This window comes from Labrys sp. LIt4 (assembly GCF_017813775.1).
Lineage (GTDB): Bacteria > Pseudomonadota > Alphaproteobacteria > Rhizobiales > Labraceae > Labrys > Labrys okinawensis_A.
Window position 1 is genome coordinate 514101 of record NZ_JAGIPY010000003.1, and the last position, 24644, is coordinate 538744.

At 64.5% G+C, this 24644-nt stretch carries 24 protein-coding genes and 1 other RNA gene; 6 read left to right on the plus strand and 19 right to left on the minus strand.

From position 1 onward, the window contains the following. Positions 1-55 precede the first annotated feature (55 nt). Entirely contained in the window at positions 56-673 is a 618-nt protein-coding gene (locus J8I29_RS08245) for a TetR/AcrR family transcriptional regulator (RefSeq protein ID WP_209431308.1), read from the minus strand. A 78-nt stretch (positions 674-751) separates the two neighbouring features. On the opposite strand from J8I29_RS08245, the gene J8I29_RS08250 reads away from it, so the two are divergent. Then, positions 752-1720, plus strand: a complete 969-nt coding sequence (locus tag J8I29_RS08250; protein ID WP_209431261.1) for an alpha/beta hydrolase — start codon at positions 752-754, stop codon at positions 1718-1720. 114 nt (positions 1721-1834) lie between these two features. Here J8I29_RS08250 and murD read toward each other — a convergent pair whose 3' ends face one another. The 6 genes from murD to rsmH form a co-directional block, all read right to left on the minus strand. Beyond that, on the minus strand, positions 1835-3223 hold the full coding sequence (murD, locus tag J8I29_RS08255) for a UDP-N-acetylmuramoyl-L-alanine--D-glutamate ligase (RefSeq protein WP_209431262.1): 1389 nt from the start codon (positions 3221-3223) through the stop codon (positions 1835-1837). 15 nt (positions 3224-3238) lie between these two features. Next, positions 3239-4360 (minus strand): phospho-N-acetylmuramoyl-pentapeptide-transferase, encoded by a 1122-nt coding sequence (gene mraY, locus J8I29_RS08260; RefSeq protein ID WP_105862096.1) that lies wholly within the window; start codon positions 4358-4360, stop codon positions 3239-3241. A gap of 124 nt (positions 4361-4484) precedes the next feature. Then, a complete protein-coding gene (locus J8I29_RS08265) occupies positions 4485-5936 on the minus strand; it encodes a UDP-N-acetylmuramoyl-L-alanyl-D-glutamate--2,6-diaminopimelate ligase (protein ID WP_209431263.1) in 1452 nt (483 codons plus the stop codon). A 128-nt stretch (positions 5937-6064) separates the two neighbouring features. Further along, a complete protein-coding gene (locus J8I29_RS08270; protein ID WP_245196772.1) occupies positions 6065-7885 on the minus strand; it encodes a penicillin-binding protein 2 in 1821 nt (606 codons plus the stop codon). Further along, positions 7882-8238, minus strand: coding sequence for a hypothetical protein (locus J8I29_RS08275; protein WP_209431264.1), 357 nt, complete (start codon positions 8236-8238; stop codon positions 7882-7884). Before J8I29_RS08275 ends, J8I29_RS08270 begins: the two co-directional genes overlap by 4 nt. Then, positions 8235-9272: a 16S rRNA (cytosine(1402)-N(4))-methyltransferase RsmH gene (rsmH, locus tag J8I29_RS08280; protein ID WP_105862100.1), complete on the minus strand. Its 1038-nt coding sequence runs from the start codon at positions 9270-9272 to the stop codon at positions 8235-8237. Before rsmH ends, J8I29_RS08275 begins: the two co-directional genes overlap by 4 nt. 302 nt (positions 9273-9574) lie before the next feature. Here rsmH and J8I29_RS08285 point away from each other — a divergent pair, with 302 nt between their 5' ends. After that, positions 9575-10558, plus strand: coding sequence for a DUF4424 family protein (locus J8I29_RS08285; protein WP_209431265.1), 984 nt, complete (start codon positions 9575-9577; stop codon positions 10556-10558). A gap of 45 nt (positions 10559-10603) precedes the next feature. Here the strand turns inward: J8I29_RS08285 and J8I29_RS08290 are convergent, their stop codons facing one another. The 7 genes from J8I29_RS08290 to J8I29_RS08320 form a co-directional block, all read right to left on the minus strand. Further along, the gene (locus J8I29_RS08290) at positions 10604-11434 is read right to left on the minus strand and encodes a transglutaminase family protein (protein ID WP_209431266.1); all 831 of its coding nucleotides are present in this window, start codon (positions 11432-11434) and stop codon (positions 10604-10606) included. Between the two features lie 146 nt (positions 11435-11580). Continuing rightward, positions 11581-13110: a helix-turn-helix transcriptional regulator gene (locus J8I29_RS08295; RefSeq protein ID WP_245196773.1), complete on the minus strand. Its 1530-nt coding sequence runs from the start codon at positions 13108-13110 to the stop codon at positions 11581-11583. 161 nt (positions 13111-13271) lie between these two features. After that, positions 13272-13454, minus strand: a complete 183-nt coding sequence (locus J8I29_RS08300; protein ID WP_209431267.1) for a CsbD family protein — start codon at positions 13452-13454, stop codon at positions 13272-13274. Positions 13455-13655: 201 nt separating this feature from the next. Next, a complete protein-coding gene (locus tag J8I29_RS08305) occupies positions 13656-13907 on the minus strand; it encodes a GlsB/YeaQ/YmgE family stress response membrane protein (RefSeq protein ID WP_068282064.1) in 252 nt (83 codons plus the stop codon). A gap of 353 nt (positions 13908-14260) precedes the next feature. Continuing rightward, an RNA gene (rnpB, locus tag J8I29_RS08310) (RNase P RNA component class A) lies at positions 14261-14667 on the minus strand. A 156-nt stretch (positions 14668-14823) separates the two neighbouring features. Next, positions 14824-15579 (minus strand): N-acetylmuramoyl-L-alanine amidase, encoded by a 756-nt coding sequence (locus J8I29_RS08315; RefSeq protein WP_245196774.1) that lies wholly within the window; start codon positions 15577-15579, stop codon positions 14824-14826. Between the two features lie 113 nt (positions 15580-15692). After that, the gene (locus J8I29_RS08320) at positions 15693-16721 is read right to left on the minus strand and encodes a zinc transporter ZntB (protein WP_105862106.1); all 1029 of its coding nucleotides are present in this window, start codon (positions 16719-16721) and stop codon (positions 15693-15695) included. 295 nt (positions 16722-17016) lie between these two features. On the opposite strand from J8I29_RS08320, the gene J8I29_RS08325 reads away from it, so the two are divergent. The 3 genes from J8I29_RS08325 (at position 17017) to J8I29_RS08335 (ending at position 19342) form a co-directional block, all read left to right on the plus strand. Then, a complete protein-coding gene (locus J8I29_RS08325; protein WP_209431269.1) occupies positions 17017-17724 on the plus strand; it encodes a phenylalanine--tRNA ligase beta subunit-related protein in 708 nt (235 codons plus the stop codon). A 228-nt stretch (positions 17725-17952) separates the two neighbouring features. After that, entirely contained in the window at positions 17953-18486 is a 534-nt protein-coding gene (locus J8I29_RS08330; RefSeq protein ID WP_209431270.1) for a GNAT family N-acetyltransferase, read from the plus strand. A gap of 37 nt (positions 18487-18523) precedes the next feature. After that, positions 18524-19342 (plus strand): AAC(3) family N-acetyltransferase, encoded by an 819-nt coding sequence (locus J8I29_RS08335; protein ID WP_209431271.1) that lies wholly within the window; start codon positions 18524-18526, stop codon positions 19340-19342. Between the two features lie 183 nt (positions 19343-19525). On the opposite strand, the gene metF is transcribed toward J8I29_RS08335, so the two are convergent. After that, complete coding sequence (gene metF / locus J8I29_RS08340; RefSeq protein ID WP_105862110.1) at positions 19526-20419, minus strand: methylenetetrahydrofolate reductase [NAD(P)H]; 894 nt, start codon at positions 20417-20419, stop codon at positions 19526-19528. Beyond that, positions 20419-21417 carry a metalloregulator ArsR/SmtB family transcription factor gene (locus J8I29_RS08345; protein WP_209431272.1) on the minus strand — a complete coding sequence of 333 codons (999 nt, stop codon included), beginning with the start codon at positions 21415-21417 and terminating at the stop codon, positions 20419-20421. Before J8I29_RS08345 ends, metF begins: the two co-directional genes overlap by 1 nt. 200 nt (positions 21418-21617) lie before the next feature. Between J8I29_RS08345 and J8I29_RS08350 the strand changes: the two genes are divergently transcribed. Then, entirely contained in the window at positions 21618-22175 is a 558-nt protein-coding gene (locus J8I29_RS08350; protein WP_209431273.1) for a dihydrofolate reductase family protein, read from the plus strand. Between the two features lie 31 nt (positions 22176-22206). On the opposite strand, the gene J8I29_RS08355 is transcribed toward J8I29_RS08350, so the two are convergent. The 3 genes from J8I29_RS08355 to J8I29_RS08365 all read right to left on the minus strand — a co-directional run bounded on the left by J8I29_RS08355 (position 22207) and on the right by J8I29_RS08365 (position 24579). After that, positions 22207-22818 (minus strand): molybdenum cofactor sulfurase, encoded by a 612-nt coding sequence (locus J8I29_RS08355; RefSeq protein WP_209431274.1) that lies wholly within the window; start codon positions 22816-22818, stop codon positions 22207-22209. A gap of 151 nt (positions 22819-22969) precedes the next feature. Further along, a complete protein-coding gene (locus tag J8I29_RS08360) occupies positions 22970-23353 on the minus strand; it encodes a hypothetical protein (protein ID WP_209431275.1) in 384 nt (127 codons plus the stop codon). A gap of 143 nt (positions 23354-23496) precedes the next feature. Continuing rightward, entirely contained in the window at positions 23497-24579 is a 1083-nt protein-coding gene (locus J8I29_RS08365; protein WP_105862115.1) for a 3-deoxy-7-phosphoheptulonate synthase, read from the minus strand. Positions 24580-24644 lie beyond the last annotated feature (65 nt).

Consider the following 24644-nt stretch of genomic DNA (forward strand, 5'->3'; position numbering starts at 1 on the left):
GCCGTCGAACGGCTCGCCCGGCACCGCCATCGACCTATGCCGTCCCCGCTTCAGGCTATTGCGGCGCCTGGGTTCCAGCCGGCCTGCGGCCGAGCCCCGCCACGACATCTTCGACGATCTCCTGCAGCTCGGCCCGGCTGCAGCCGTCCCGCGCCTGGATCGAGATCCCCTGCATCACGGCCGCCAGGTGGCGGGCCAGCCCCGGGAGCGCCTCGGCGTCGGCAAAGGGGCGGAGAGCCTGCACGATGTCCCTGCGAATGCCCTCGCGCCGCGCGGCCAGGCCGCGGGCGAGCGCTGCATGGTCAGGATGGCAGGCAACCATCCCGCTCGAGATCATGCAGCCACGCTCGCGATCAGGATGTGTGACGGCCCCGACCGCTGCTTCCAGCAGCAGGCGCACCGCCCGTGGCAGATCGCGCGCCTGCGCGACAGCGGCGAAATCGAGCAGGCCGACGCTCCCCTCGTAGCGGGCAAGCGCTTCCTCATAGAGCCCGGCCTTGCTGCCGAAGGCGGCGTAAAGGCTGGGGGGCGCAATCCCGATCGCCTTGGTGAGATCCCCGACCGAGACCCCCTCATAACCGTGGCGCCAGAACAGCCGCATGGCCGTCTCGACCGCCTGCTCGCGATCGAAGCTCCAGGGCCGCCCGCCACGCGATTTCGAACCATGTTCCATATCGAACACTAAACAACATCTTGACAGGCGTCGTCAAGCAAGTTGAATAGTGATCGATAAACAACATCGGAGAACACAATGGATCCTTCAAGACGCCTTTTCCTGGGTGCCGTCGCCGCCCTCACCGCCTTCGCCGTCGAGTCCGGACTTGCAGGTTCAGCAGCCGGTGCGACCGGCAAGAAGCGCTCGGATGTCGGGAAGGGAGGCAAACCAGGCTCTGGACGTGAAAGCTTCTTCACCCGTTCGGCCGACGGCACGCTGCTGGCCGGCGAGGCGCAGGGCGATCCGGCGGCGCCCGAGATCCTGTTCATCCACGGCCTGCGCCAAAGCCGGCTGAGCTGGGACAAGCAGTTTGCCGATCCGGCCCTCGCCGGCTTCCGGCTGGTGCGGTTCGACCTGCGCGGCCACGGCGATTCCGACAAGCCCGCCTCGCCCGACGCCTATTCCGACCCCGATCGCTGGGCGGACGACGTTGCTGCGGTGATCACGGCTGCGAAGCTGCGCCATCCCATTCTGGTGGGCTGGTCGCTTGGAGGCCATGTCGCCGGCACCTATCTGCGCAAATATGGCAGCTCGCGGATCACGGGGATCAACCTCGTCGATGCGGTCACCAAGCTGTCGCCCGATCTTCTGACCCCGCTGGCGGGGACCTTCGCCAAGACGGCTATTTCACACGATCTCGGCGAACGAACCGCTGCGACAGCCGATTTTCTGGCGGCCTGTTTTCACAAACCACTCACCGATGTCGAACTGCAGCGCATGCTGGTGGTCAACGGCATGACCGAACGCGCTGTGAACGAGGGCTTCGTCAAGACATCCACGCCCGATCTCGAGCCCGTGTTCCAGGCCTATTCCGGCCCGATCCTGCTGACGCATGGCATTCACGATCGGCTGGTGCGCCTCACCATGTCCGAACGCATCAAGGCCCTGCATACCGACAGCCGTCTGTCGGTCTATGCCGATAGCGGCCACAGCCCCTTCTACGAAGAGCCGGAACGGTTCGGGCGAGAACTCGCCGCCTTCGCGACAGCGTCGACAAGGGGCTGATGCGGCGCGGAGCCGGTGCAGTCTGGCATGCAGATCCTGCCCGGTTCCCGCATAGAGCCATGCACGCAGCGCCATCGACTCCCTGCTGGCCCGCTTCGGCCGACCGACAGGCAGTCAGGCCTTGCCGATACCCGGCAGGGCCAGTACCGCCCTGGAGAAGGCCTTGCCCCGTTCCTCGAAATTGCGGAACTGGTCGAAGGAGGCGCAGGCCGGCGAGAGCAGCACCACGGCCTCCTCGAGGCCGGACGCCGCCGCGTCGGCAGCGGCCAGCGGCACCGCCTTTTCGATCGTCTCCGCCCGCACATAGGGTACGCGCCCCTCCAGCGTCGCGGCGAATTCCTCGCTCGCCTCGCCGATCAGATAGGCCTTGCGGATCTTGGGGAAATATTCGGCCAGAGACTCGATGCCGCCGGTCTTGGGCTTGCCACCGGCGATCCAGTACAGGGTCGGGAAGGACGACAGGGCCTTGGCCGCGGCATCGGCATTGGTGGCCTTGGAATCGTTGACGAACAGCACGGGGCCGAGCCGCCCGACCTGCTCCATGCGATGGGCAAGGCCGGGGAAGCTGCGCATGCCGGCCTGGATCTGATCGAGTGTCAGCCCGCCCGCGCGGGCCGCCGCCAGCGCGGCGCAGGCATTCTGGGCATTGTGCGCGCCCCGCAGGGAGCCGATGCCGGCCAGGCTGGCGACCTCGACCGCCCTGCCCGCTTCAGCCGAAAACAACCGGTCGCCAACGGCGTAGACGCCCTCGCTCAACTGGCTCTCCACCGAGATGCGGACCGGCCTGCCGCCCTTGGCTTCGATCGCATCGGCGATGGCGGCACACCAGGCATCGTCGACGCCGACGACCGGCGTATCTGCGCCCTCTACCAGGCGCGCCTTCACGGCGGCATAGTGTTCCAGCGTGCCGTGGCGGTCGAGATGATCCTCGGTGACGTTGAGCAGGATGGCGACCGAGGGATCGATGCTCGGCGCCAGATCGATCTGGTAGGAGGAGCATTCGACCACATGCACCCTGTCGGGCGATGGCGGGTCCAGCGACAGGATCGCCGTGCCGATATTGCCGCCGAGCTGCACGTCGCGCCCGGCCGCCGCGAAGAGATGGGCAATCAGCGCCGTGGTCGTCGATTTGCCGTTCGTGCCGGTGATGGCGATGAAAGGCGAGCCCGGCGCTCTCAGGCGGCGCTCGCGCACGAAGAGTTCGATATCGCCGATCACCTCCACGCCATGCGCAGAGGCGAGCTTGACCGACCAATGCGGCTCGGGGTGGGTCAGCGGCACGCCGGGCGACAGGACCAGCGCCGCGACGTCGGACCAGTCGATCTCGTTGAGGTCGCGGACGTCCAGTGCCTTGTCGGCAGCCGCCTTGCGGCCGGCCTCGCCATCGTCCCAGACGATGGGCTTGGCGCCGCCGGCCGCAAGCGCCTCAGCCGTCACCAGGCCCGAACCGCCCAGGCCGAACACAGCGACAGCGCGGCCACCGAAGGAAGTGATCGGGATCATGACGATCTTTCGTCCTTATCTGAGCTTGAGCGTGGCAAGGCCGAGCAGGGCCAGCACCACCGCGATGATCCAGAAGCGGATCACCACCTGCGGCTCCTTCCAGCCCAGTTGCTCGAAATGGTGATGGATCGGCGCCATCTTGAACACCCGCTTGCCGGTATAGCGGAACGACAGCACCTGGATGATCACCGACAGGGTCTCGGCCACGAACAGGCCGCCGACGACGAGCAGCACGATCTCATGCTTGGTGGCCACCGCGATCGAGCCGAGCATGCCGCCGAGGGCGAGCGAACCGGTGTCGCCCATGAAGATCTGGGCCGGCGGCGCGTTGAACCAGAGGAAACCGAGCCCTGCCCCGATCATCGCGCCGCAGATCACCGCGAGTTCGCCAGTGCCGGGCACGAAATGGAGCTGCAGGTAATTGGCGAAATTGGCGTTGCCGACGAGATAGGCGATGACGCCGAAGGTACCGGCGGCCACCATCACCGGCACGATGGCAAGCCCGTCCAGCCCGTCCGTCAGGTTCACGGCATTGCCGAAGCCCACGATGATGAAGGCACCGAAGATCACGAAGAAATAGGAGAGGTTGATCAGGAGTTCCTTGAAAAAGGGAAAGGCGAGTGACGTCGCCTGTGCGATCGGCGGTCCGCTGCCCCACAGGAAGCCGAGGAAGCGCGCCCCGCCGGCCTGGGCCATCAAGATCACCGCGACGCCGGCGATCAGAAATTCCAGCGACAGGCGCGCCCGGCCCGAAAAGCCCTTGTGGCTCTGCTTGGTGACCTTGAGATAATCGTCATAGAAGCCGATGGCGCCGAAGCCGAGCGTCACCAGCAGCACGGCCCAGACATAGACATTGGCCAGATTCCCCCACAGCAGCGTCGATACGCCCAACCCCGACAGGATCATCAGCCCGCCCATGGTCGGCGTGCCGCGCTTGGACAGATGCGATTGCGGGCCATCGTCACGGATCGGCTGGCCCTTGCCCTGCTTCACCCTGAGCCAGGAGATCGTCCACGGCCCGAAGAAGAACACGAACAACAGCGCCGTGAAGATCGCCCCGCCGGTCCGGAAAGTAATGTAGCGGAACAGGTTGAGGAGCTCGAAATGTTCGCTGAAGCGGCTCAGCAAATAGAACATGGAAATCCTTTCAACCTCAGAGCATTTTTCTTGAAAAAATGCGTCGAAACAAAGTGCGATGCCAGCCTGCGAGAAGTCCGGCCGATCGAAGACGCATCTTGCTGAGACCGGTGATGAGCCCCCATCACCCGGCCCTCGCTGCGATCGCCTCGCGGGCGACATCGTGATCGGAGAAAGGCAGTACCGTCTTGCCGACGATCTGGCCCGGCTCATGTCCCTTGCCGGCGATCAGCAGCACGTCCCCTTGCTCCAGCTCCGCGACAGCCGTCTCGATCGCGCGGCGCCGGTCGCCGATCTCGATCGCGCCAGGCGCGGCCGCCATAATGGCGGCGCGAATCGCGGCGGGATCCTCACTGCGGGGATTGTCGTCGGTGACGATGACCTTGTCGGCCAGCCTGGTGGCGATCTCGCCCATGATCGGACGCTTGCCGGCATCACGATCGCCGCCGCAGCCGAAAATCACCACCAGCTTGCCTTGCGCAAAGGGACGCAGAGCCTCCAGCGCCTTTTCGAGCGCATCGGGCTTATGGGCATAGTCGACGAGCACCGGGGCTCCCTCGACGGTGCCGACCAGGTCGAGACGCCCCTTGGCGCCCTGGAGGCTCTCGAGGGCAGCGAAGACGGCGTCCGGCTCGCCGCCGGTGCTCAGGCATAGGCCTGCGGCGACCAGGGCGTTCTCCACCTGGAAGCGCCCGGCGAGCGGCAGCCTGACCCGGTAGGTCCGGCTCTGATAGTCGAGTTCGAGGTGCTGGATGAAGCCGTCGATATGGACCGATTTCAGGCGGATACCCTCGCCCGCCTCGCCGACGCTGAGGATGCGCAGGCCCTTCTGGCGGGCCGCAGCCAGCACCGCGCCGGCCTCGGCGTGGTCGGCCGCCACGACGGCCCCGGCGCCACCAGGCAGGAGATCGCGGAACAGGCGCAGCTTGGCCTCGAGATAGGCCTCGAAGCTCGCATGATAATCGAGATGATCGCGCGACAGATTGGTGAAGCCGCCGGCGGCCAGGCGCACCCCGTCGAGCCGGAATTGGTCGAGGCCGTGCGAGGAGGCCTCCATGGCGAGATGGGTGATGCCCCTGCCCGCGAGTTCGTCGATCAGGCGGTGCAACTCGACCGGGTCCGGCGTGGTGAGGGACCCGTAGGTCTCGCCCCAGGGGGCCACGACGCCGACGGTGCCGATGGACGCCGATTGATGGCCGAGCCTTGCCCAGATCTGGCGCACGAAGGCCGCGACCGACGTCTTGCCGCTTGTGCCGGTGACGGCGATGATGGTCGCGGGCTGGCGGTCATAGAACGCCGCCGCGATCTCGCTCAGCGCCTTGCGCGCATTGGCGACCCGGATCAGCACGATAGGCGCGGGCACGTCGAGCGGGGCCTCGGAGACGATCGCCGCTGCGCCTGCGGCGATGGCCTGCGGGACATAGGCGGCACCGTCGCTCTTGGTGCCTGGAATGGCCACGAAGACGAAGCCGGGCTTCACCACGCGGGAATCGGCGGTGACGCCGGTTATTTCCCGCGCGAGTACGTCAGGTGAGAGAGCCCCTTCGGAAACGAGGTCGGCAAGGCGCTTTGTCATGACGTCCAAATTCCTGGCGATCGTTTCTCAAGGTGGGTGGGGACGGCGGCTTGTATAGGAAGGCCGCAAGGAGCGGCAATGGAATTTCGATGGCCGATCCATGCACCATGCGGGCGGCGCCTATGACCTCAGCGCGCAGCCAGCCAGGCCATGCTCTGGTTCAACTGGTCCTTGGGCGCATAGAGCGGCGGTACCGGATTGGGAACCTCCATGAAGCGGGGTTTGACCCCGAGCAGCGGGCCGACACGCTCCAGGATCTTGCCGGTGGTGACGCCGGCATTCCAGGCGGCCGTCGAGTAGCCATAGGTCTCGGGCAGGCCCTTGGGCTCGTCGTAGAGAACGGTGATCAGATATTTCGGCTTGTCGAAGGGGAATACCGCCATGAAGGTGGTGAAGTTCAGGTTCTTGTTGTAGCGCCCGCCGATCAGCTTCTCGGCCGTGCCGGTCTTGCCGCCGACCTGATAGCCGAAAATGTCGACCTTCTTGGCCGAACCATTGGTAGCGTTGAGGCGCATGATGTAGCGCATCACGTCGGAGGTATGAGGCTTGAGCACCGGCTTGGACAAGGCCAGAGCCTCGTCCTCGTTGCGCTTGATGAAGGTCGGCTTCATCAGGTGGCCGCCATTCATCATCGCGCCGACCGCCATGATCGCCTGCAAGGGCGCAACGGTGATGCCCTGGCCGAAAGCGATGGTGGCGGAGTTGAGCATACCCCAACGCCGCGGCAGAATCGGCGCGGCGTTTTCGGGCAGTTCCGTCACCAGGCGGTCGAGCTGTCCCATCTGACGCAGGAAGGCCTGATGGGCGGGCACGCCCAGGCCCAGAGCCATGCGGATGACGCCGATATTGGACGAATAGGTGAACACTTCCGGCAGGCTCAGCATGCGGCGCTGAGGGTGATAGTCACGGATGGTCCAGCGTCCGATGGTGACGCTGCCGGCCCGGGCATCCAGCATGGAATTGGTGGTGAAGCGGCCCGATTCAATCGCCATGGCCAGGGTCAGCGCCTTGAAGGTCGAGCCCATTTCATAGGTGCCGACATTGATGCGGTTGATCCGGTTGGGATCGAGGGCATCGGCCGGGTTGTTGGGATCGAAATCGGGCAACGACACCAGCGAGATCATCTCGCCTGTGGTCACGTCCATGATGACGCCGCCCGCGGCCTTGGCCTTGAAATGCTCCATGCCGGCGATGAGCTCGTCGCGCACCACAGCCTGGGCCCTGAGATCGATCGAGGTCTGCACCGGCTTCATCGCGTCGGAGGTCGAGGCATAGCCGAGCGCCTGCAGTTCGGAGAGGCCGCGCTTGTTGTCGATATATTTCTCAAGGCCTGCAATGCCCTGATTGTCGATGTTCACCGCGCCCAGAACATGGCTCACCGTCGGCCCGTTGGGATAGATGCGCTTGTTCTCGTTGATGAAGCCGATGCCGGGCAGGCCGAGCGCATAGATGCGGTTGCGCTGCTCGGGTGTGATCTCGCGCTTGAGCCAGATGAAGCCCTTGCCGGAGGCGAGCTTGGCCCTGAGATCGCGCGCATCGAGTTCGGGCATCTGCGCGGTGAGCAGTTCGGTCGCCTCGTCGACATCGATGATCTTCTTCGGCTCGGCATAGAGCGAGGGCACCTGCACGTCGGTTGCCAGGATACGCCCGTTGCGGTCGAGGATATCGGGGCGAGCCGCGGCCAATTGATCGGCCGCCGAGCGGCGCGCATCATATTGCTGGTCGGGAGCGGTACCGAATTGGGTGAGCCGCGCCATGATCGCCATGTAGATGCAGACGAACCCCACCACGATCAGCACGATGCGCCCGGCGCTTTTCTCGAGCTTGGACAAGCGCCGACGCGGCGCCTTGGCGGGGCCGGCGGTATCCGGGTTCGCGCTGGCTTCGGGCGCCGGCGTGCTGGCCTTGTTGTCCACGGTGGTCCCGTCGCTCATGGTCCCCTCACTCATGGGGTCGATCCTGTCACTTGCGGCGCTCCGGCCAGGCCGAGTCCTTCGAGTTTTTCAGCAATCAGATCGCCTTCGCGTGCCTTCACGGGCAGATCGGCGGCATCGACGGATTGCACGACCTTCATCGGCACGAGGTCGAGATGGCGCTTGGCCAAGGCCCCGATACGGTCGGGCTGGCTCATATAAGCCCATTCGGCCTTGAGCGATTCGATGGCCCGGCGTTCGGTCTCGATGGCGCGGCGGAGCTTGGCCACCTTCTCGGCCTGCAAGGTCGATTCATATTTGATCGAATAGACCCCGATCGCGGACGCCACCAGCAGGCCGACCAATATGAGATTGAGAATGCGGGTCAACGGCCTCTCCCGGATTGAAGATTCACCTCAGGCAATCCGAGGAAACTGGTGCCGGTGTCACGAGCAGGAGCCTCGCTGCGAATGGCGAAGCGCAGCTTGGCGGAACGGGCGCGGGGATTGAGCTCGGCTTCCGCCTCGCTCGCCGCCAGCGCTCCACGATGGGTTTGCACGAAGGTCGGGGGCGGAACCGCTGCCGCCGGCAGATGGCGCGAACCGCCGGCCTGGCTGCGGGTGCGGTCGGCGAAGAAGGTCTTGACGATGCGATCCTCGAGCGAATGGAAGGTCACCACCACCAGGCGCCCGCCGGGCTTGAGCGCCCGCTCGGCAGCCAGCAGGGCCTGGCCGAGTTCGTCGAGCTCGCCATTGACCGCAATACGCAGGGCCTGGAAGGCGCGCGTCGCCGGATGGATGTCGCCGGGCCTGGAACGGATCACCCGGCCGCACAGATCGGCCAGCTGCATGGTGGTGAGGAAAGGCTCCTTCTGCCGGTCGGTGACGATGGCGCGGGCCAGCGCGTGGGCGCGGCGCTCCTCGCCGAGCACCTGGAAGATGCGGGCCAGCGCCTCTTCCGGCAGTTCCGCCACGAGATCGGCGGCACTCGGCCCGGCATGCGCCCCCTCCCGCGACATGCGCATGTCGAGCGGCCCGTCCCTGCGAAAGGAAAAGCCGCGCTCGGCCTCGTCGAGCTGCATCGAGGACACCCCGATATCCAGCACCACGCCGTCGACACCGCCTTCGCCCAGCATGGGGGCGAGCTTGTCGAGATGGGAGAAGCGGTCCTCGACCAGGGTGAGACGTCCCTGCATCTGCGATACCAGGGCCATGCCGTCGGTGATGGCGTTGCGGTCGCGGTCGACGGCGAGCACCTGCACACCGGGTGCGGCCGCCAGAATAGCGCGGGTATAGCCCCCCGCCCCGAACGTACCGTCGATGAAGCGCTCGTCTGCCTTGGGCTCGAGCGCCTTCAGCACCTCGGCGAGCATCACCGGCACATGCCGGGCGGCATCGTTGGCGGTTGCGGAGGAAGCGGACATCGAACTCTCAAAGGCAGGAATTGCAGGCGGAACCGGCCCGCAAATCGGGCAGATTTCTCCAATCCCATTAACGCCCATGAAAGGTTAATGAAGGGTTCGTAGGCCTTGGTCCATCCCTCGAAAATTCCGTAACGTCACCACCACCGCCGGGATGTCGAGATCCTGCCATCGCTCCCTGCCTCTTTCGCACTGCCACAAAGCTAGGCACTATCGCCGCCGTACCGTTTCGACGGTGTGGAGATTCGTAGCCGATGCCCCAACCCGCCAGAGCGCTCTGTTGCGCTGCAGCCTTGACCCTCGCCATGGCCCTGACAGATGCCTCGGCCGAGGAAAGTCTCGCCAATCTCGATGCCGGCGGGCTGATCATCGAGCCGACCGACCAGCTTGAATTGAAGGCGGAAGACATCTTCCTTTCGGCCAGACAGGTCCGGGCCGCCTATCGCGTCCTCAACAAGGCCAGCCAGGACCTGACGCTCACCATCGCCTTCCCCCTGCCCGAGGTGACCGGCGAAGCGGATCTCGATGTGGCCATTCCCAATCCGGCCTCGCCGAACTTCCTCGATGTCCAGGCCAGGGCCGCCGGCAAACCGGTCGAGGCGAGCGTGGAACAGCATGCCTTCTTCGCGCCGGACGGCGGCCAGGAGAGCGAAATCACCGATCTGCTCAAGGGCCTGAACATACCGTTGATGCCGGCCAGCGCCGCGATCGCCGAAGCTCTCAAACGCCTGAGCGACCAGGACCGCGCCAAGCTGAGCGGACCGGGCTACATCCAGCAGGCCGGCGAAAACTGGGTCCCGCTCTGGACCCTGCGGTCCAGGATCGTCCGCCAGCAGGTTTTGGCGGCCGGCAAGGAGATCCTGCTGCAATACAGCTACACGCCGAGCGTCGGCTCGGCCGCCGGCCTCTATTTCGACCGCACCAATCTGACGGGCGAGTCCCTGGCGCAATATCAGAAGAAATATTGCGTCAATGAGGGCTTCCTGCGCGCGGCCGATGCCCTGACCAAGCGCCTGACGGCGGCCAAGCCGCAGCCGGGTGAAAACGCCAAGACGCCCAAACCCCGGCAGACCTATTTCGGCTACGCTTTCGTCGGCGGGGGCCGTTGGTCCGCCCCTGCCGGCCGGTTCGGCCTGGTGATCGACAAGGCCTTTCCCGACAATCTGGTCTCCTTCTGTGCGGAAGGCGCCAAGAAGGTCAGCAGCACCCGCTACGAGTTCAAGCGCAACAATTATGCGCCGGACCGCAACATCGACATCCTGATTCTCGACAAGAACGCCGCGCCATAATCCTCTGGCTGAACACGTTTTTTGGCTCAGCCTCCGGCGCGGCCGCTACGCGCTCGTGGCCTCCTGCTCTTCCGCAACCAGTTCCGTCACAACCTCGAACTTGCTCAGGCTGTGGCTGCCGAAGGAACTGATCATCGGGACGTCGGCAGCATCGCGGCCGCAACCGATGAGGATTCGGCCGATCCGGCGCTGGTTGTGGCGCGGATCGAAGGTGTACCACGCCCCACCGAGATAAGCCTGGAACCAGGCATTGAAATCCATGGCGGCTGGATCGGGGGGCACGCCGATATCGCCGAGATAGCCATTGCAGTAGCGCGCCGGAATGTTGAGGCAGCGGCATAGTGCAACCGCCAGATGAGCAAAGTCGCGGCATACGCCGACCCTCTGCTCGAAGGCCTGCAGGGCCGAACGTGTCGGACTGGCATGTTCGTACCCGAAGCTCAAATGCGAATGAACGAAGTCGGTGACGGCCTGGACACGTTGCCAGCCATCCGTAATTTGTCCGAATTGCTTCCAGGCGAAATCGGACAGAAGATCGGTTTCGCAATAGCGGCTGCCATGCAGATAGGTCAGCGCTTCCTTCGGCAGGGCCATGATGGGCACAATCCTCGCCTTCTGGAGCGCCTTGTCGGGCTCCCCGCTGTCGCGGATCACGCCATCGCAGCGCAGATGCAGGAAACCGTCCTCGACATGGATGCGCCGGCACAGATTGCCGAAGCTGTCGATATAGGCCTGGGTCGGATGGTTCGACAAGGCGGAGAGGTCCTGCTCGCGCACGATGTCACCGCGACGCGATGGATGAACATCGAGAACGGTGATCAGGGTGGTCGGCTGCGAGAACTGCATCTCGATATCGAAACCGTAACGGATATGCATCTTGGCTTTCCCATGAGCGGCACTGGCCGGCATGCTCCTCCCGCTTGAGAGGTAACTGCATGCCGTGGGTCGCAGGCTAGCGCTGGGGAACCGGCAGCAACAGAAGCCGATACATCAGGACTACTAGTATGAATGCATCAGGTGGGTCAGCTTGAACGGCGCGGCGATGCCTTTTGTGACGCACCGGTGAAGCCGCGCTCGCGCGCCCATACCACCGCCGCGGCTCGGCTGTGCACGCCGGCCTTGCCATAGATGCGCGCCACGTGATTGCGCACCGTATTGCGAGTCAGATTCAGGGTCTTGACGATCTGGGTGTCGGTCAGCCCCTGGCAGAGCAAGCCGAGCACCTCCAGTTCCCGCGGGGTCAGATCGGCCAGTTCCGTGGAGGCCCCGTTCGAGGTCCCTCCCCCCCGCAAATTCGCCAGCTTCTCGATCACCGTACGGCTGAACCAGGACGTATCCTGCATCACGGCTTCGATGGCGGACATCAACTCGACTTCCGATCGCTTGCGTTCGGTAATGTCCTGCAGGACGATCAGCACGCAATCTTGGCCCTGGATGCCGACGGTTTCGGCCGAGACAAGGCAATCGAGGGTTTCCCCATGCCGGCTGCGCAATTCGAATTCCAGGTTGCGCAAGGTGCCGTCGCTCTCGATGTCCCGTTCGAGCTGGCGCCGCGCTGCAGCCGAAGGCCAGATCGGCACCTGGGCCATGGACTTGTCGATCACGTCTTCCGGCGCATAGCCCAATACCATGGCGAAGGCGTCGTTGACGTCGAGTATGCGGAAATCCTTGCGGGCCATCACGATGGTCGGCACAGGTGTCATGCGAAAGGCTCGGGCGAAGCGCTCCTCGCTCTGCCGCAGGGCCAGCTCGGCCCGCCTGCGAGGCTCCATGTCCATGAAAGTGAACAGCATGCAGGGCTCCTCGCCGATTTCGATCGGCTGCCCGGCGACGATAACCAGCTTCGCATCGCCGTTGGCCATGCGTAAATTGGCCTCGGTCTGCGGAATCGTGCGCCCCTCGCGCAGGGCGGCGATCGCACTGTCCCGGACGGCGGCATTCTCCAGCACGTCGATTTCGTAGGTCGAACGGCCGAGAACCTCCTCACGCCTGTAGCCGGTCATCTCCAGGAAGCCGTGATTGACCTTCACATAGCGCAGATCCGCCAGCCGGCAGATGATCGCCGGCGCCGGATTGGCGGCAAATGTGCGCTCGAAGCGCTCCTCCGCCGTGAAACGTTCGGTCAGATCCTGGATGACCAGCACATAGGATTCGGGATCACCGGCCGCATCGGCGAGAACCAGCCCGCGGAGCTGGTGGATGCTGCGCCATCCCTCTTTTCCTTCGCCCGGCGACGCCTTGACGACCTCGACGACCACATCCTCGAACACCTCCCCGGCAAGCAGGCGGTCCAGCGGATATTGTTCAGGAGCCAGTGTGTGTTTGTTGCGGTATTTCAGCAGATAGTTTCGCCGATACTCGTCCGGCGTCCTCCCCAACTCCGCTAGCCCTCCCGCATCGTGCAGGTCGAGCGCCTTTTCATTGGCCCAGACGAACCCCTCGGCTGGGTCGATCAACAGAATGCCTTCGGCCAAGCCCGCAATGATCTGCTGGAGCTGACGCCGATCCACTTGTCGCCGCAGGATGCTCAAATCCGGAAGCTCGTTCGCCATGACCTATTCCCACTCGCCGGCGAGAGCCGCGGCACGCCTTCTCCTGCAGGCGGAACCATAGTCCGGAACTGTATGGAGCGAAAGGAGCGGCGCCCCCCTCCAGACGCCGCAAAGGACCGTTTTATTGGAGAGGACCGCGCCCGGGCGATCCCCCGTTTCCGTCATTTCTTCAGCGCGTCGCGGGCAGCATCCTTGGCGCCGCCGAACGCACTCTGGACCTTGCCCGCCAGCTTCTCCGCCTTGCCCTCGGCCTGGGTCTTGGCATCGCCCGTGACCTTGCCGACGGCCTCCTTGATGGTGCCCTTGACCTGCTTTGCAGCCCCTTCGATGCGATCCTTGTCCATGTCCATCCTCCTGAATTGCCACGGCCGGCGCATTCGGCCCGGCGAGGCGCCTCGATTGCCGCATGTCGCGCACAATATCGAAAGACATCATGGCATCAGATCGTCTGATCCATCTGCATCAGGCAACCCGGCGCCCTCGCACGGGCACGAGGCCGGGCAGCAGCCGGCCGAGAGGGGGTGGCGGTGCCGGCCATTCTGCCTTCAGGCACTGCGGGCAAAGGCTCGCCAGACCAGCAGCACGATGACAGCGCCGACGACGGCGCCGATGAAGCCCGCCTTTTCGCCGATCGTGTACCAGCCGATCTGCTGGCCGAGCCAGGTTGCCAGCGCCGCGCCGACCACGCCCAGCACCGTGGTGAGGATGAAGCCGCTGGGATTGTGCTGCCCCGGCGAGAGGAAACGCGCGATCAGGCCGACGATGAAGCCGATGAGGATGGTCCAGACAATACCCATTGTGTCACCCGGTTCGAAGTTCACGGAAAATTCGCCGGACCGCCGCAGGCGACTCGCTGCCGAATTCCGCGCGATTTCAACTGACTACAGCACGTCCCTGAATCGGAATCATACCCGCAGTGGAAGTCACTCGGCTGCAATGTGGCGGCGTTCGGTGACAAAGACAAGAACGGCTGACCTGCAACAGCGGCTCTCAAAATCGCACGAATTGAAGAGCGGACATCTCGGCGACCGGCTTGCATGTTGCGATGTCCACTCTTGGATGTCCGCTCTTGGATATCGCCCTTGGAAACGTCGCGTTTGAGATCGAAAGCGGCCTGGAAGCCCGCGCTCCGATCATCTTCAGGGAAGGCAAGGCTAGCTGGCCTGTAAGCCGGGTTCTGTATGGCCCGCTTGCGCGGACGTGGCGACCATTCATCTGGGGCCACCGTCACCGGTGACCTCAACGCAACCAACCCGGACGGCGGCGCGGAAATGCGCCCCGGCGCGTCCGAAGACCGCCGCGGCCGTCCCTATTCGGTCTTGCTCCGGGTGGGGCTTGCCATGCCGCTGCCGTTACCGGCCGCGCGGTGCGCTCTTACCGCACCCTTTCACCCTTACCCCGGCAAGCTCGAAGAGCCTGTCGAGGCGGTTTGCTTTCTGTGGCGCTATCCCTAAGGTCACCCCCGCCGGCCATTAACCGGCACCCTATTTCCGTGGAGCCCGGACTTTCCTCCATTCCCAGGTCGAGCCTGGCAACAGCGGCCGCCCGGCCAGCTAGCCGCGCCTGTGTGACGCCAAGCGTCGGCGGCGTCAACAAAGAAAAACCGGCGCCAACCGATTGGTTGAGCGCCGGAAGTGGTGTCTTTGGGAGGAAATGGGAGAACCATTCGCCAAGGACATTAGCGCCAGCCTCACAGGAGCGCTGTGCGAAAAGTCACACCAGTGCCTGCTTGGCCAGGATGAGGCTGCGCAGGGTCTCGATGGTGGAAGCGTCGCAGACGCCGTCCACCCTGGTCTGGCGGAAATGACGCTGGAAGGCCGTCACCACCGCCTCGGTGAGCGTGTCGTAGATCCCGGTCACCTCGATGCCGTAGCCATAGAGCGAGAACATCGCCTGCAGCGCCTCGATGGGCTGGCCGGCTTCGCCGGGGGAGAAGAAACGCCCGCCCCGGATGGCGGCAGGCGGCACATGCAGGCCGACCCCCTCCTCGGCGAGGCCGGCCCAGTCGAATCGCTCGCCAGGATCGGTCTTGCGCAGAGGGGCGATGTCCGAATGCCCGAGCACGTGATCCGGCCGAATGCCGTGGCGCCGCACGATGTCGTGGCACAACGCCCTGACCGCCGTCATCTGTATGGCGGGAAAGTCCCGATAGCCCCATTCATGTCCGGGATTGACGATCTCGATGCCGATCGAACGGGAATTGATGTCGGTCATCCCTTCCCAGCTCGACTGGCCGGCATGCCAGGCCCGGCGGGACTCCGGCACCATCTGGATGATCCGCCCATCCTCGTCGACGAGATAATGGCAGGAAACCTGCGAAGCCGGATCGGAAAGCCGGGCCAGCGCCAATTCGCCATCGGGCATGCCGGTATAATGCAGGATCAGCAGGGGCGGCGACGCCGGGTCGAGGCGCTCGCCGTGATTGGGCGAGGCGACGGCATGGCTGGCGAGGGAGGTATCAAGCTGCAAGGGCGCTCTTTTCGATGCGGCGGATGGAACGGCCCAACCGTTTCGTCGGCCGCGCTCCCAAGGACAGGCTGTCGCCCGCGACCCCAGGAAGAGCGGTCTCGATGCGGGCTGGTTTACAGCCAGTTGATCCGCTTGAGAACCCATAGCGTGGCGATCGAGGTGATCGTGACGAAGGCCACGATGATCAGGAAGGCCCAGGTATCGTTGACGCCGGGAATGCCGCCGACATTCATGCCGAACAAGCCAGCCACCACGCTCGGCGGCAACAGCAGCGCGGCCAATGCCGCAAGCCTGTTGGAATTGCGGGCGATACGCTCGCTGATCACCGTGGAAAGGTCGTCATGCAGGATGCTCGTCCGATCCCGGATCGCATCCAGATATTCGATGAAGCGCATCAGCTTGTCGATCACCTCGCGCATGCGCAGCTTGTCGCGCTCGTCCAGCCACGGCGCGTCGTCATGCTCCAGGCGGTTGAGCGCGTCGCGCTGCGGCGCAAGATAGCGGCGCAGCTGCACGGCACGCCGCCTGAGCATCTTCAGACGCTCACGCACTTCGCCGGCATCGCCGTGGAAGATCATGTCGTCGAGTTCGTCGACCTCCTCGTCCATGGCGTCGAGCACAGGCTCGAGGTCCCGCACCAGCTTGTCGCCGATCATGGCCAACAGGTCGCCGGCATGGCTCGGCCCCTTGCCCTTATGCAGGGCCTTGCGGATGTCACGCAGCGCAGTGACATAGTGTCCCTTGTCGCGCAGCGAGATCACGCGGTCGGCATCGACCCACAAATGCAACGGAACCAGGTCGATATCGTCGGGCTTCTCCTCGATCTCCTCCGGCGACGTCGCGCAAACGCCGCGCAGAATGATCAGCAGGCCGTCATCGACCGGTTCCACGCGGGGCCGCGTCTCTTCCTCCAGCAGTGCGTCCGCGACCAGAGGATCGAAATCCCCCCTGCCATGCACCCAGTCGGCGGCGGCGGGATGGTCACGTTCCAGATGGAGCCAGAGCACCCCGTCGCCCGGCTTCCAGGCCCGCGTCTGCGCCATGTCGAGCTGGCAGCAGCCGCCACGCCCATCGAGCAGCAGGGCAAACCGCAATCCGGGTTCAACCCCATAGCTCTCGCGGGCTGCGTTGGCTGTTTCCATGCGGCGTCACCCTTGGCCCAAGTGCGATTTCTCCGATGCGCACTTTCTTCCGAACTCTTCATTTTGGCACGTCATCCCGATCGAAAAGCCTATCGACCTTTCTGGAAAACGCCCCTGGCGGAGTTTCCCGGCAGAACCGAAAAGCACAGCCGACACAAAAGCTTGCCTGATCATGCGGACTCACATTATCCCTTCACCGCTCTGTGGCAAGATCAATCAAAAGCATGATTGCTCTCGCGGCGGCGCTGCTCTGCGGCATCCGCGCCACGCCATTCCGACGAACGAGCGACCGCCCATGCAACTGACCATCGCCGAACTGACCGAGCGCTTTCCCGATTTCCGCGTTGCCGTCCTTATGGCCGAAGGACTGGTCGTCACCGCAGAGCGTCCCGGCCATCTCGATACGGCCATCCTCACCTCCGAAGCCGCCTGCCGCAGCCGCCATGCGGGGATGGAGCTTTCCGCCATTCCGGGCGTCGCCGCCTGGCGTAGCGCCTATAAGGGCTTCGGCATCAAGAAGACCAGCTATCGTTCCTCGGTCGAGCGGCTGATCAAGCGCGTGCTGGCCGGCGATCGCCTGCCCGCCATCAACAATTTCGTCGACATCTACAACACCATCTCGCTGCAGCACGGCTTTTGCATCGGTGCCGACGACCTCGACAAGATCGCCCCGCCCGTCGCCTTCCGCTTCTCGCGCCCCGGCGACAGCTTTCTCGACATGGGTGCCGAGGCCGGCGAGGATCCCAATGATCCGCCCAAGGATGGCGAAGTGGTGCTCGCCGATACCAGGCATGTGCTGTGCCGCCGCTGGAACTGGCGCCAGGACATGCGCTCGGCCATCACGCCGCAGACCAAGCGGGCGCTGGTGACGGTGCAGGCCAATGGCTGGGGTGACCTGGAGGAGGCCGCCAACCATCTCGCCGGCTGGCTCACGGCCGATTGCGGCGGCCGCATCTCGATCGCCTATGCCGACAGGACCAATCCCACGGTCACGCTGGGGTGAGCGGAGCGTGCTTTGCGGGGTGCCTGCTCGTCATCTTGCCGAGGCCGCACCAATGACCTAATGTCGGAGCATGAACGCAAAGCGCACCACCTGCATGCATCCTGCCACGCACCTGCCTAGGGGCGCGGGAAGGGTATTGCCGTAAGCGCGATACGATCGACCCATGAACCCTGCGAGGCGAGCAGGGTCCATGGAAACCCGGCTCTCCCCGCAAAAAGGAGAGCGACCATGCCCCCGACCCTATCCGATCCTTCCGGCTCGCAATCCGCGCTGCCGGGACTGTCGATACGTGCCACGCGTCTCGAGGATGCCGACGCGATAACAGCGCTCGCCAATCTTCCAGGCTACAGGGCTGGCACACTTCGCCTTCCTTATCAAAAACCCGAACTGGCTCGGCGATGGCTGGAAGGCCTCGGCCCTGAGGCGTTCAATCTCGTCGCCGTGCTCGATGGCGTCATCGTGGGAAATGCCGGCCTGGAGCGCTACAACGGCCGGCGCGCCCATGCTGCAGGTCTTGGCGTGGGCGTCCACGACGACTATCGCGGCAGGGGTATCGGCACAGCCCTGCTGCGGGAAATCACCGACGCAGCCGACAATTGGCTGAGAGTCGAGCGCCTCGAACTGACGGTCTTTGCCGACAATCTACGCGCCATACGCCTTTACGAACGGTTCGGTTTCGAGAAGGAAGGAATCCTGCGCAATTACGCATTCCGGGCCGGTACGTTCGCGGATGCCCATCTGATGGCGCGGCTGCGCGGATGAGCAAGGTGCGACGCGGCAGTTGCGCGGGAAGTGAAAAATGACCGAGGCCAATATCGTTCATACCACCGCAGCCCCGCGAACAAGGGAGAGCCTTGCCGCCGACCTGCGAATGCTGGGTATCGTGCCCGGCGAGACCTTGCTCGTGCACAGTTCCCTGAAGGCGCTCGGCTGGGTCAATGGCGCCGAGACGGCGGTGATCCAGGCCCTTTACGACGTCATCACGCCAGAAGGAACGCTCGTCATGCCGGCCATGTCGCCGGACCTGACCGATCCCGCCCACTGGCGCGCGCCGCCCATTCCGCAAGCATGGCATGAGGCCGTGCGCCAATCGATGCCGACTTTCGACCTCAGGCGGACACCCTCGCGAGGCATGGGCAGGATCGCCGAATTGTTCCGAACCTGGCCCGGGGTGCTGCGCAGCGACCACCCCACCAGTTCCTTGGCGGCCTGGGGCGCGCAAGCCGAGAGGATCCTGCGCGACCACCCGCTCGAAGATCCCTTCGGCGAGGCCTCGCCGCTGGCAAGGCTCTACGATCTCGAAGCCAGGGTGCTCTTGCTCGGCGTCAGCTTCGAGAGCTGTACCATCCTGCATCTGGCCGAGCGGCGGGCCTGGCCGCGCCAGGCCCTGATTCAGGAAGGCGCGCCCCTGATCGTCGCCGGCGAGCGCCGCTGGGTGCGCTACGGGACGCCGATCCTGCGTGTAGACCTGCTGGCGGATGCGGGACGGCATCTCGTCGAGACCGGCATCGCCCGTGGCGGTACCGTAGGATCGGCGGCCGTGCACCTCCTGCCTGTCCGCGAAACAGTCGATTCGACCATCGCGCGCTGGCAGCAGACGGGACTGACCGGCGAATAAAGAACGAAGCGTTCTCTGCATGCGGTTGTCGAGGGCCTTCGAGTTTGAGCGACCTTCGTCATTGCCGGGCTTGGCCCGGCGGTCCGGCCCGGCTCCCGTTGAGCGGGTGGCTTCCGGATAGCCGGATCAAGCTCGGCTATGACAAATTCGGGGCACTTTCTTCCTCATGTCAGTCGCCTTCCCCTATGCCGCCGCCTTCTCCACTTTGGGCCTGAGGCCGAGCAGATGGCAGATGGCATAGACCAGATCGGCCTTGTTCATGGTGTAGAAGTGGAAATCGCTGACGCCGCGGTCGACGAGATCGAAGACCTGTTCGGCGGCGACGGCCGCCGCCACGAGTTTACGGGTGGCAACATCGTTGTCCAGCCCCTCGAAGCGGTCGGCGAGGCGTTGCGGCACATCGGTCCCGCAGCGCTCGGCGAAATTGCGCACCTGGTTGAAATTCTGCACCGGCACGATGCCCGGCACGATGGGAATGTCGATGCCCGCCTCCCTGACGCGGTCGACGAAGCGCAAATAATGCTCGTTGTCGAAGAAGAACTGGGTGATGGCGCGCGTCGCCCCCGCATCGACCTTGGCCTTCAAAATATCGATATCGAAGGCCAATGACGGGCTTTCGGGGTGTTTCTCGGGATAGGCCGAGACGGAGACTTCGAAATCGCCCAGCGCTTTGATGCCCGCCACCAGATCGGCCGAACTGGCGTAGCCGCCCGGATGAGGTTCGTAGCGAGCGCCCACGCCGGCCGGCGGATCGCCGCGCAGCGCCACGATGTGGCGCACCCCCGCTTCGGCATAGCCGCGGATCACTTCGTCGATGGCCTCGCGCGTGGCGCCAACGCAGGTCAGATGCGCAGCCGGGCGGATATCGGTCTCCTGCACCATGCGCGCCACCGTGCCATGCGTCCGCTCGCGGGTAGTGCCCCCGGCACCGTAGGTGACCGATGCGAACAGCGGATCGAGCGGCGCCAGGCGCTCGATCGCCTCCCACAGGGACGCCTCCATCTCAGCGTTCTTCGGCGGGAAGAACTCGAAGGAAACCCGAATGCCGCCGTGCGAGGGCAAAGCGTGACCAGCCATCACGCGACCTCCTGACCAAGAGTGATAGTGTCGGAGACCCGGCGCGGATCACGCCCGGTCCAAATCGATACGGTGAGACTCGAAGGCCCCTCCCCGGCATCCACCAGGCGCCAGCCCTCCGGCCGCAGATGGGCCGCCTCCAGCCAGTGCTCGATCGTCTCGCGGGCAAAGCCCAGGCGGCGATGCGCAAAATCCTCGCGCAGGAATTCGAGTTCGTGCGGGGCGAAATCGACGATGACCAGGCGGCCGCCGGGGCGCAGGGCGCGCCCGATCTCGCGCAGGGCCCTGGCGCCATCGTCGAGATAATGCAGGACCTGATGCACGATGATGAGGTCATAGGCGCCCGGCTCGACCGAAAGCGCGAAGAGATCGCCCTGCCGCACCACGGCATTTCGGATGCCGTTGCGTTCGAGATTGGCCCTGGCGATCACCAGCATTTCGGCGCTGGCGTCGATGCCGACAGCCCGGTTCGCCAAGGGAGCGAACAGTTCGAGCATGCGCCCGGTGCCGGTGCCGATGTCGAGGAAGGCCTGGATGGGCTGGCTGCCGACCACTTCACGCAGTGCCGCCTCGACCGCTTCGTCAGGCGCATGCAGGGCGCGAATACGGTCCCAATCACCGGCATGGGCTCGGAAATAATCGGCAGCCACCGCCGCCCGGGTACGCCTCACCTCGACGAGGCGAGAACGGTCGCGGGCCAGAATGCGGTCGCTGCGGTCGAGCCCGGCGAGGATCTGGGCGAAGATCTCGGATTTCATTGTCCCCTCCGCCAAGCGGAAGAAGGCCCAGGCGCCCTCGCGGATGCGCTCCACCAGCCCGGCTTCGACGAGGAGCTTGAGGTGGCGCGAAATGCGCGGCTGCGACTGCCCGAGGATTTCGGTGAGGTCGGTGACGTTGAGTTCGCCTTCCGCCAGAATGGCCAGCAGACGCAGGCGCGTCGGCTCACCCGCCGCTTTCAGCGTGCCCAATACCGTTTCGAAAGGAGCCAGATTTGCCATGCCCGCGCCATCGCCTCTCACATAAAGATATGTTTATGTCATTTCTCGAAATGCGCAAGGAATTTGTTTTGCAAGCGACGCCATAATGTGAACAGGCGACTTTTATGCGGAAAAGCGGACGAAATCCCCCGTTCGCCCGCCATACCGATTGCAATATGCAATTAGTTTAGGCACAGTAAGGGGAAACAAGGGAGGCGCCGATGGCCAGCATTGTCTATGCCATGCTGATGTCCCTGGACGGCTATATTACCGGGCCGCAGCAGGAATTTGGCTTGCCGATTCCCGAGGCCGAATTGCACCGGCATTTCAACCAGCTCATGCGGCAGACTTCGGTCGCGCTCTATGGGCGGCGCATGTACGAGGTCATGCGCTATTGGGACAGCCCCGAGCGCGAGCAGGACTCCGGCGACGTCGAGATGGATTTTGCCCATGCCTGGCGTGAGACGCCCAAGGTCGTTTTCTCGACGACATTGCGCGAGGTCGGGCCGAATGCGAGGTTGGTGAACTCGGGCGCCATCGAAGTCGTGCGTTCGCTCAAGGCGGACAGCGACGGCGAGATCGGCGTCGCCGGTCCCACTCTCGCCGCCGAACTGGCGCGCTCGGGCCTCATCGACGAATACCGGCTCTATCTGCACCCCATCGTACTGGGCGGCGGCAAGCCTTATTTTCAGCAAGGCCTGTCGCTCCGGCTGAAACCGCTCGGCCGTGAAAGCCTGCCCCAGGGCGTGACACTGCTGCGCTATGCGCCTGCCGGCTGAACCTCGAAACGGGCAACCGCACGGGTTCGTTTCAGCCCTGCCAGATCCATTGCTCGGGAATGCGCAGCTTGAACCCCTCGCCGCCCCGAATCGAACCGGGGCGGTCGACAATGGCGACCACGCCGCGCAGGCGCTTGGCCGCCGCAGCAAAGCGCAGCGCAAGCCCTCCCTGTCCGCCCAGATGCCGTTCGACTTCGGCCCCGGCGATGCGGCAGGGATCGTTCTGTCCCATCACCGCCAATACGGCGCCAGAGGGGAAGAAAAGCCTTGTGCCACGCGGGAGGAAGGAGAAATCAGGCACGCCCTCCACAGCGATATTGGCGCCGAGCCATTCCGGCTCCACGCGCTCGATGCCGAGATTGCCGGCGATGACCGCAAGGTCTTCCATCGAGACGATGGAGAGCTGGCGCTCGTTCTGGATCGGGGCGTGGCGCTCGAACCAGGGCACCCTGACATCAGCGGGCCTGAGGAACCCGGCATGCCGGTCACCCGGGATGCCCTCATGGGTGAGCACGAGTTCGGCAAGCCTTTCCGTCCCGACGGCGTTTTCCACGGCTGCAGCAACCATGACCACGTGACCGCTGCGCTTCATCACCGGCGTAACGGCAATATCGGGAGCAGGATTGCTCGAGGGGTCCGGCATGGTCTCACCTTGGCTGGCCGCGCTGGAAGCTTGCCACCAAATCAGCGTCGAAGAAAGACGCCGCTCGACGGCCGCCCTAACCGGCCGAGCCGGTTTCGGAATCACCGCATCACTCTTGCGGAAACCATAGTCCATTCTTCGAGCTGATGCTCTAGCTGCCGCTTCCCTCTTCGCCGCCTCTTATCAGGCCATTGTCACGCAGGATACGGGGCAAGTGGCGCCGGATCTGCCAGCGTGTCAGCACGACCAGGACGACCAGCATGGGAAGATTGTCGAGAATGGCGCGGAAGAATCCGATCACCACATTGCCGATGAGGCCGCCGTCACCAAGAAAGGCCGAGACGTCGCCGCCCAGCAGCCCGGCGATCAGCATCGCGCCGTAATGGGAAATCGAGCCGGTGACCTGCAGCATCGGCGCGACGTAGAACAGAAAGTTCAGCGCCCAGCCGATCGCGAAGACGAACAGGGCCACGGGAATGCCGATCCGCCACCACACGGCAAAGACGACTTTCTTGATGATCTGTGTTTCGCTCACGTCCTCATCTCCGTTCCGGCGCGACCATGCCGGTTCGGGGCGGGCCGCGTCAAATCGGCCACCATGGGGGGTGGGTCTTTCAGATCCACCTACCCTTTCCGGCTGATGCCGCGTTTTCAGGCGGGTCCGAAGACCCGCCCCCATCAGGCTCCCACCTTCACCGCTTCGCGGTTGGCGATGCGACGCTGCTCCACCGCCAGCGCCAGTCGCTCGAGGGCGACCACGGTGGTGTCCCAGTCGATGCAGCCATCGGTGATGCTCTGGCCATAGGTCAGCGGCTTGCCGGGCACCTGGTCCTGGCGACCGGCGACGAGATTGCTCTCGATCATCACGCCGATGATGCGGTTGTCGCCTGCCGCCAGCTGCGTGCCGATATCGGCCAGCACCAGCGGCTGGTTCTCCGGCTTCTTGGAGCTGTTGGCATGGCTGGCGTCGATCATCACCACCGGCGGCAGGCCGGACTTGGCGACTTCAGTGCAGGCCGCCTCGACGCTCGCCGCATCGTAATTGGTGCTCTTGCCGCCGCGCAGAATGATATGGCAATCCTCGTTGCCGGCGGTCGAGGCAATGGCGGAACGGCCATCCTTGGTCACCGCCATGAAGTGATGAGGCTGCGACGCCGATTTCACCGCATCGACCGCGATGCGCACATTGCCGTCCGTGCCGTTCTTGAAACCGACGGGGCAGCTCAGGCCCGATGCCAGCTCGCGATGGATCTGGCTTTCGGTGGTCCGCGCGCCGATGGCGCCCCAGGCGACGAGGTCGGCGATATATTGCGGCGTGGTCATGTCGAGGAATTCGCAGGCCGCCGGCAAACCGAGATTGTTGACGTCGAGCAGGAGCTTGCGGGCGATGCGCAGCCCCTTGTCGATCTGGAACGAACCGTCGAGATCGGGGTCGTTGATCAGGCCTTTCCATCCCACCGTGGTGCGCGGCTTCTCGAAATAGACCCGCATGATGATCTCCAGCGAGGAACCCAGGCGCTGGCGCAGCTTCATCAGGCGGTCGGCATAGTCGAGGGCGGCAACCGGGTCGTGGATCGAACAGGGACCGACCACCACGGCGAGACGATCATCGCTCCCGCGCAGGATATCGTGCACGGCCTGCCGCGATTGCGTGACGGTGCGGGTTGCTTCCAATGTGCGAGGATGCTCACCCATTACATCAGCCGGCGTGGTCAACGCCTTGATTTCACGGATACGAAGATCGTCGGTGGTGCTCAACATGGCCGGGGTTCCAGTCTCGGTTTGCTTGGATGGTTGGTCCGGCCGGCGGCATAAAAAAACCGCCA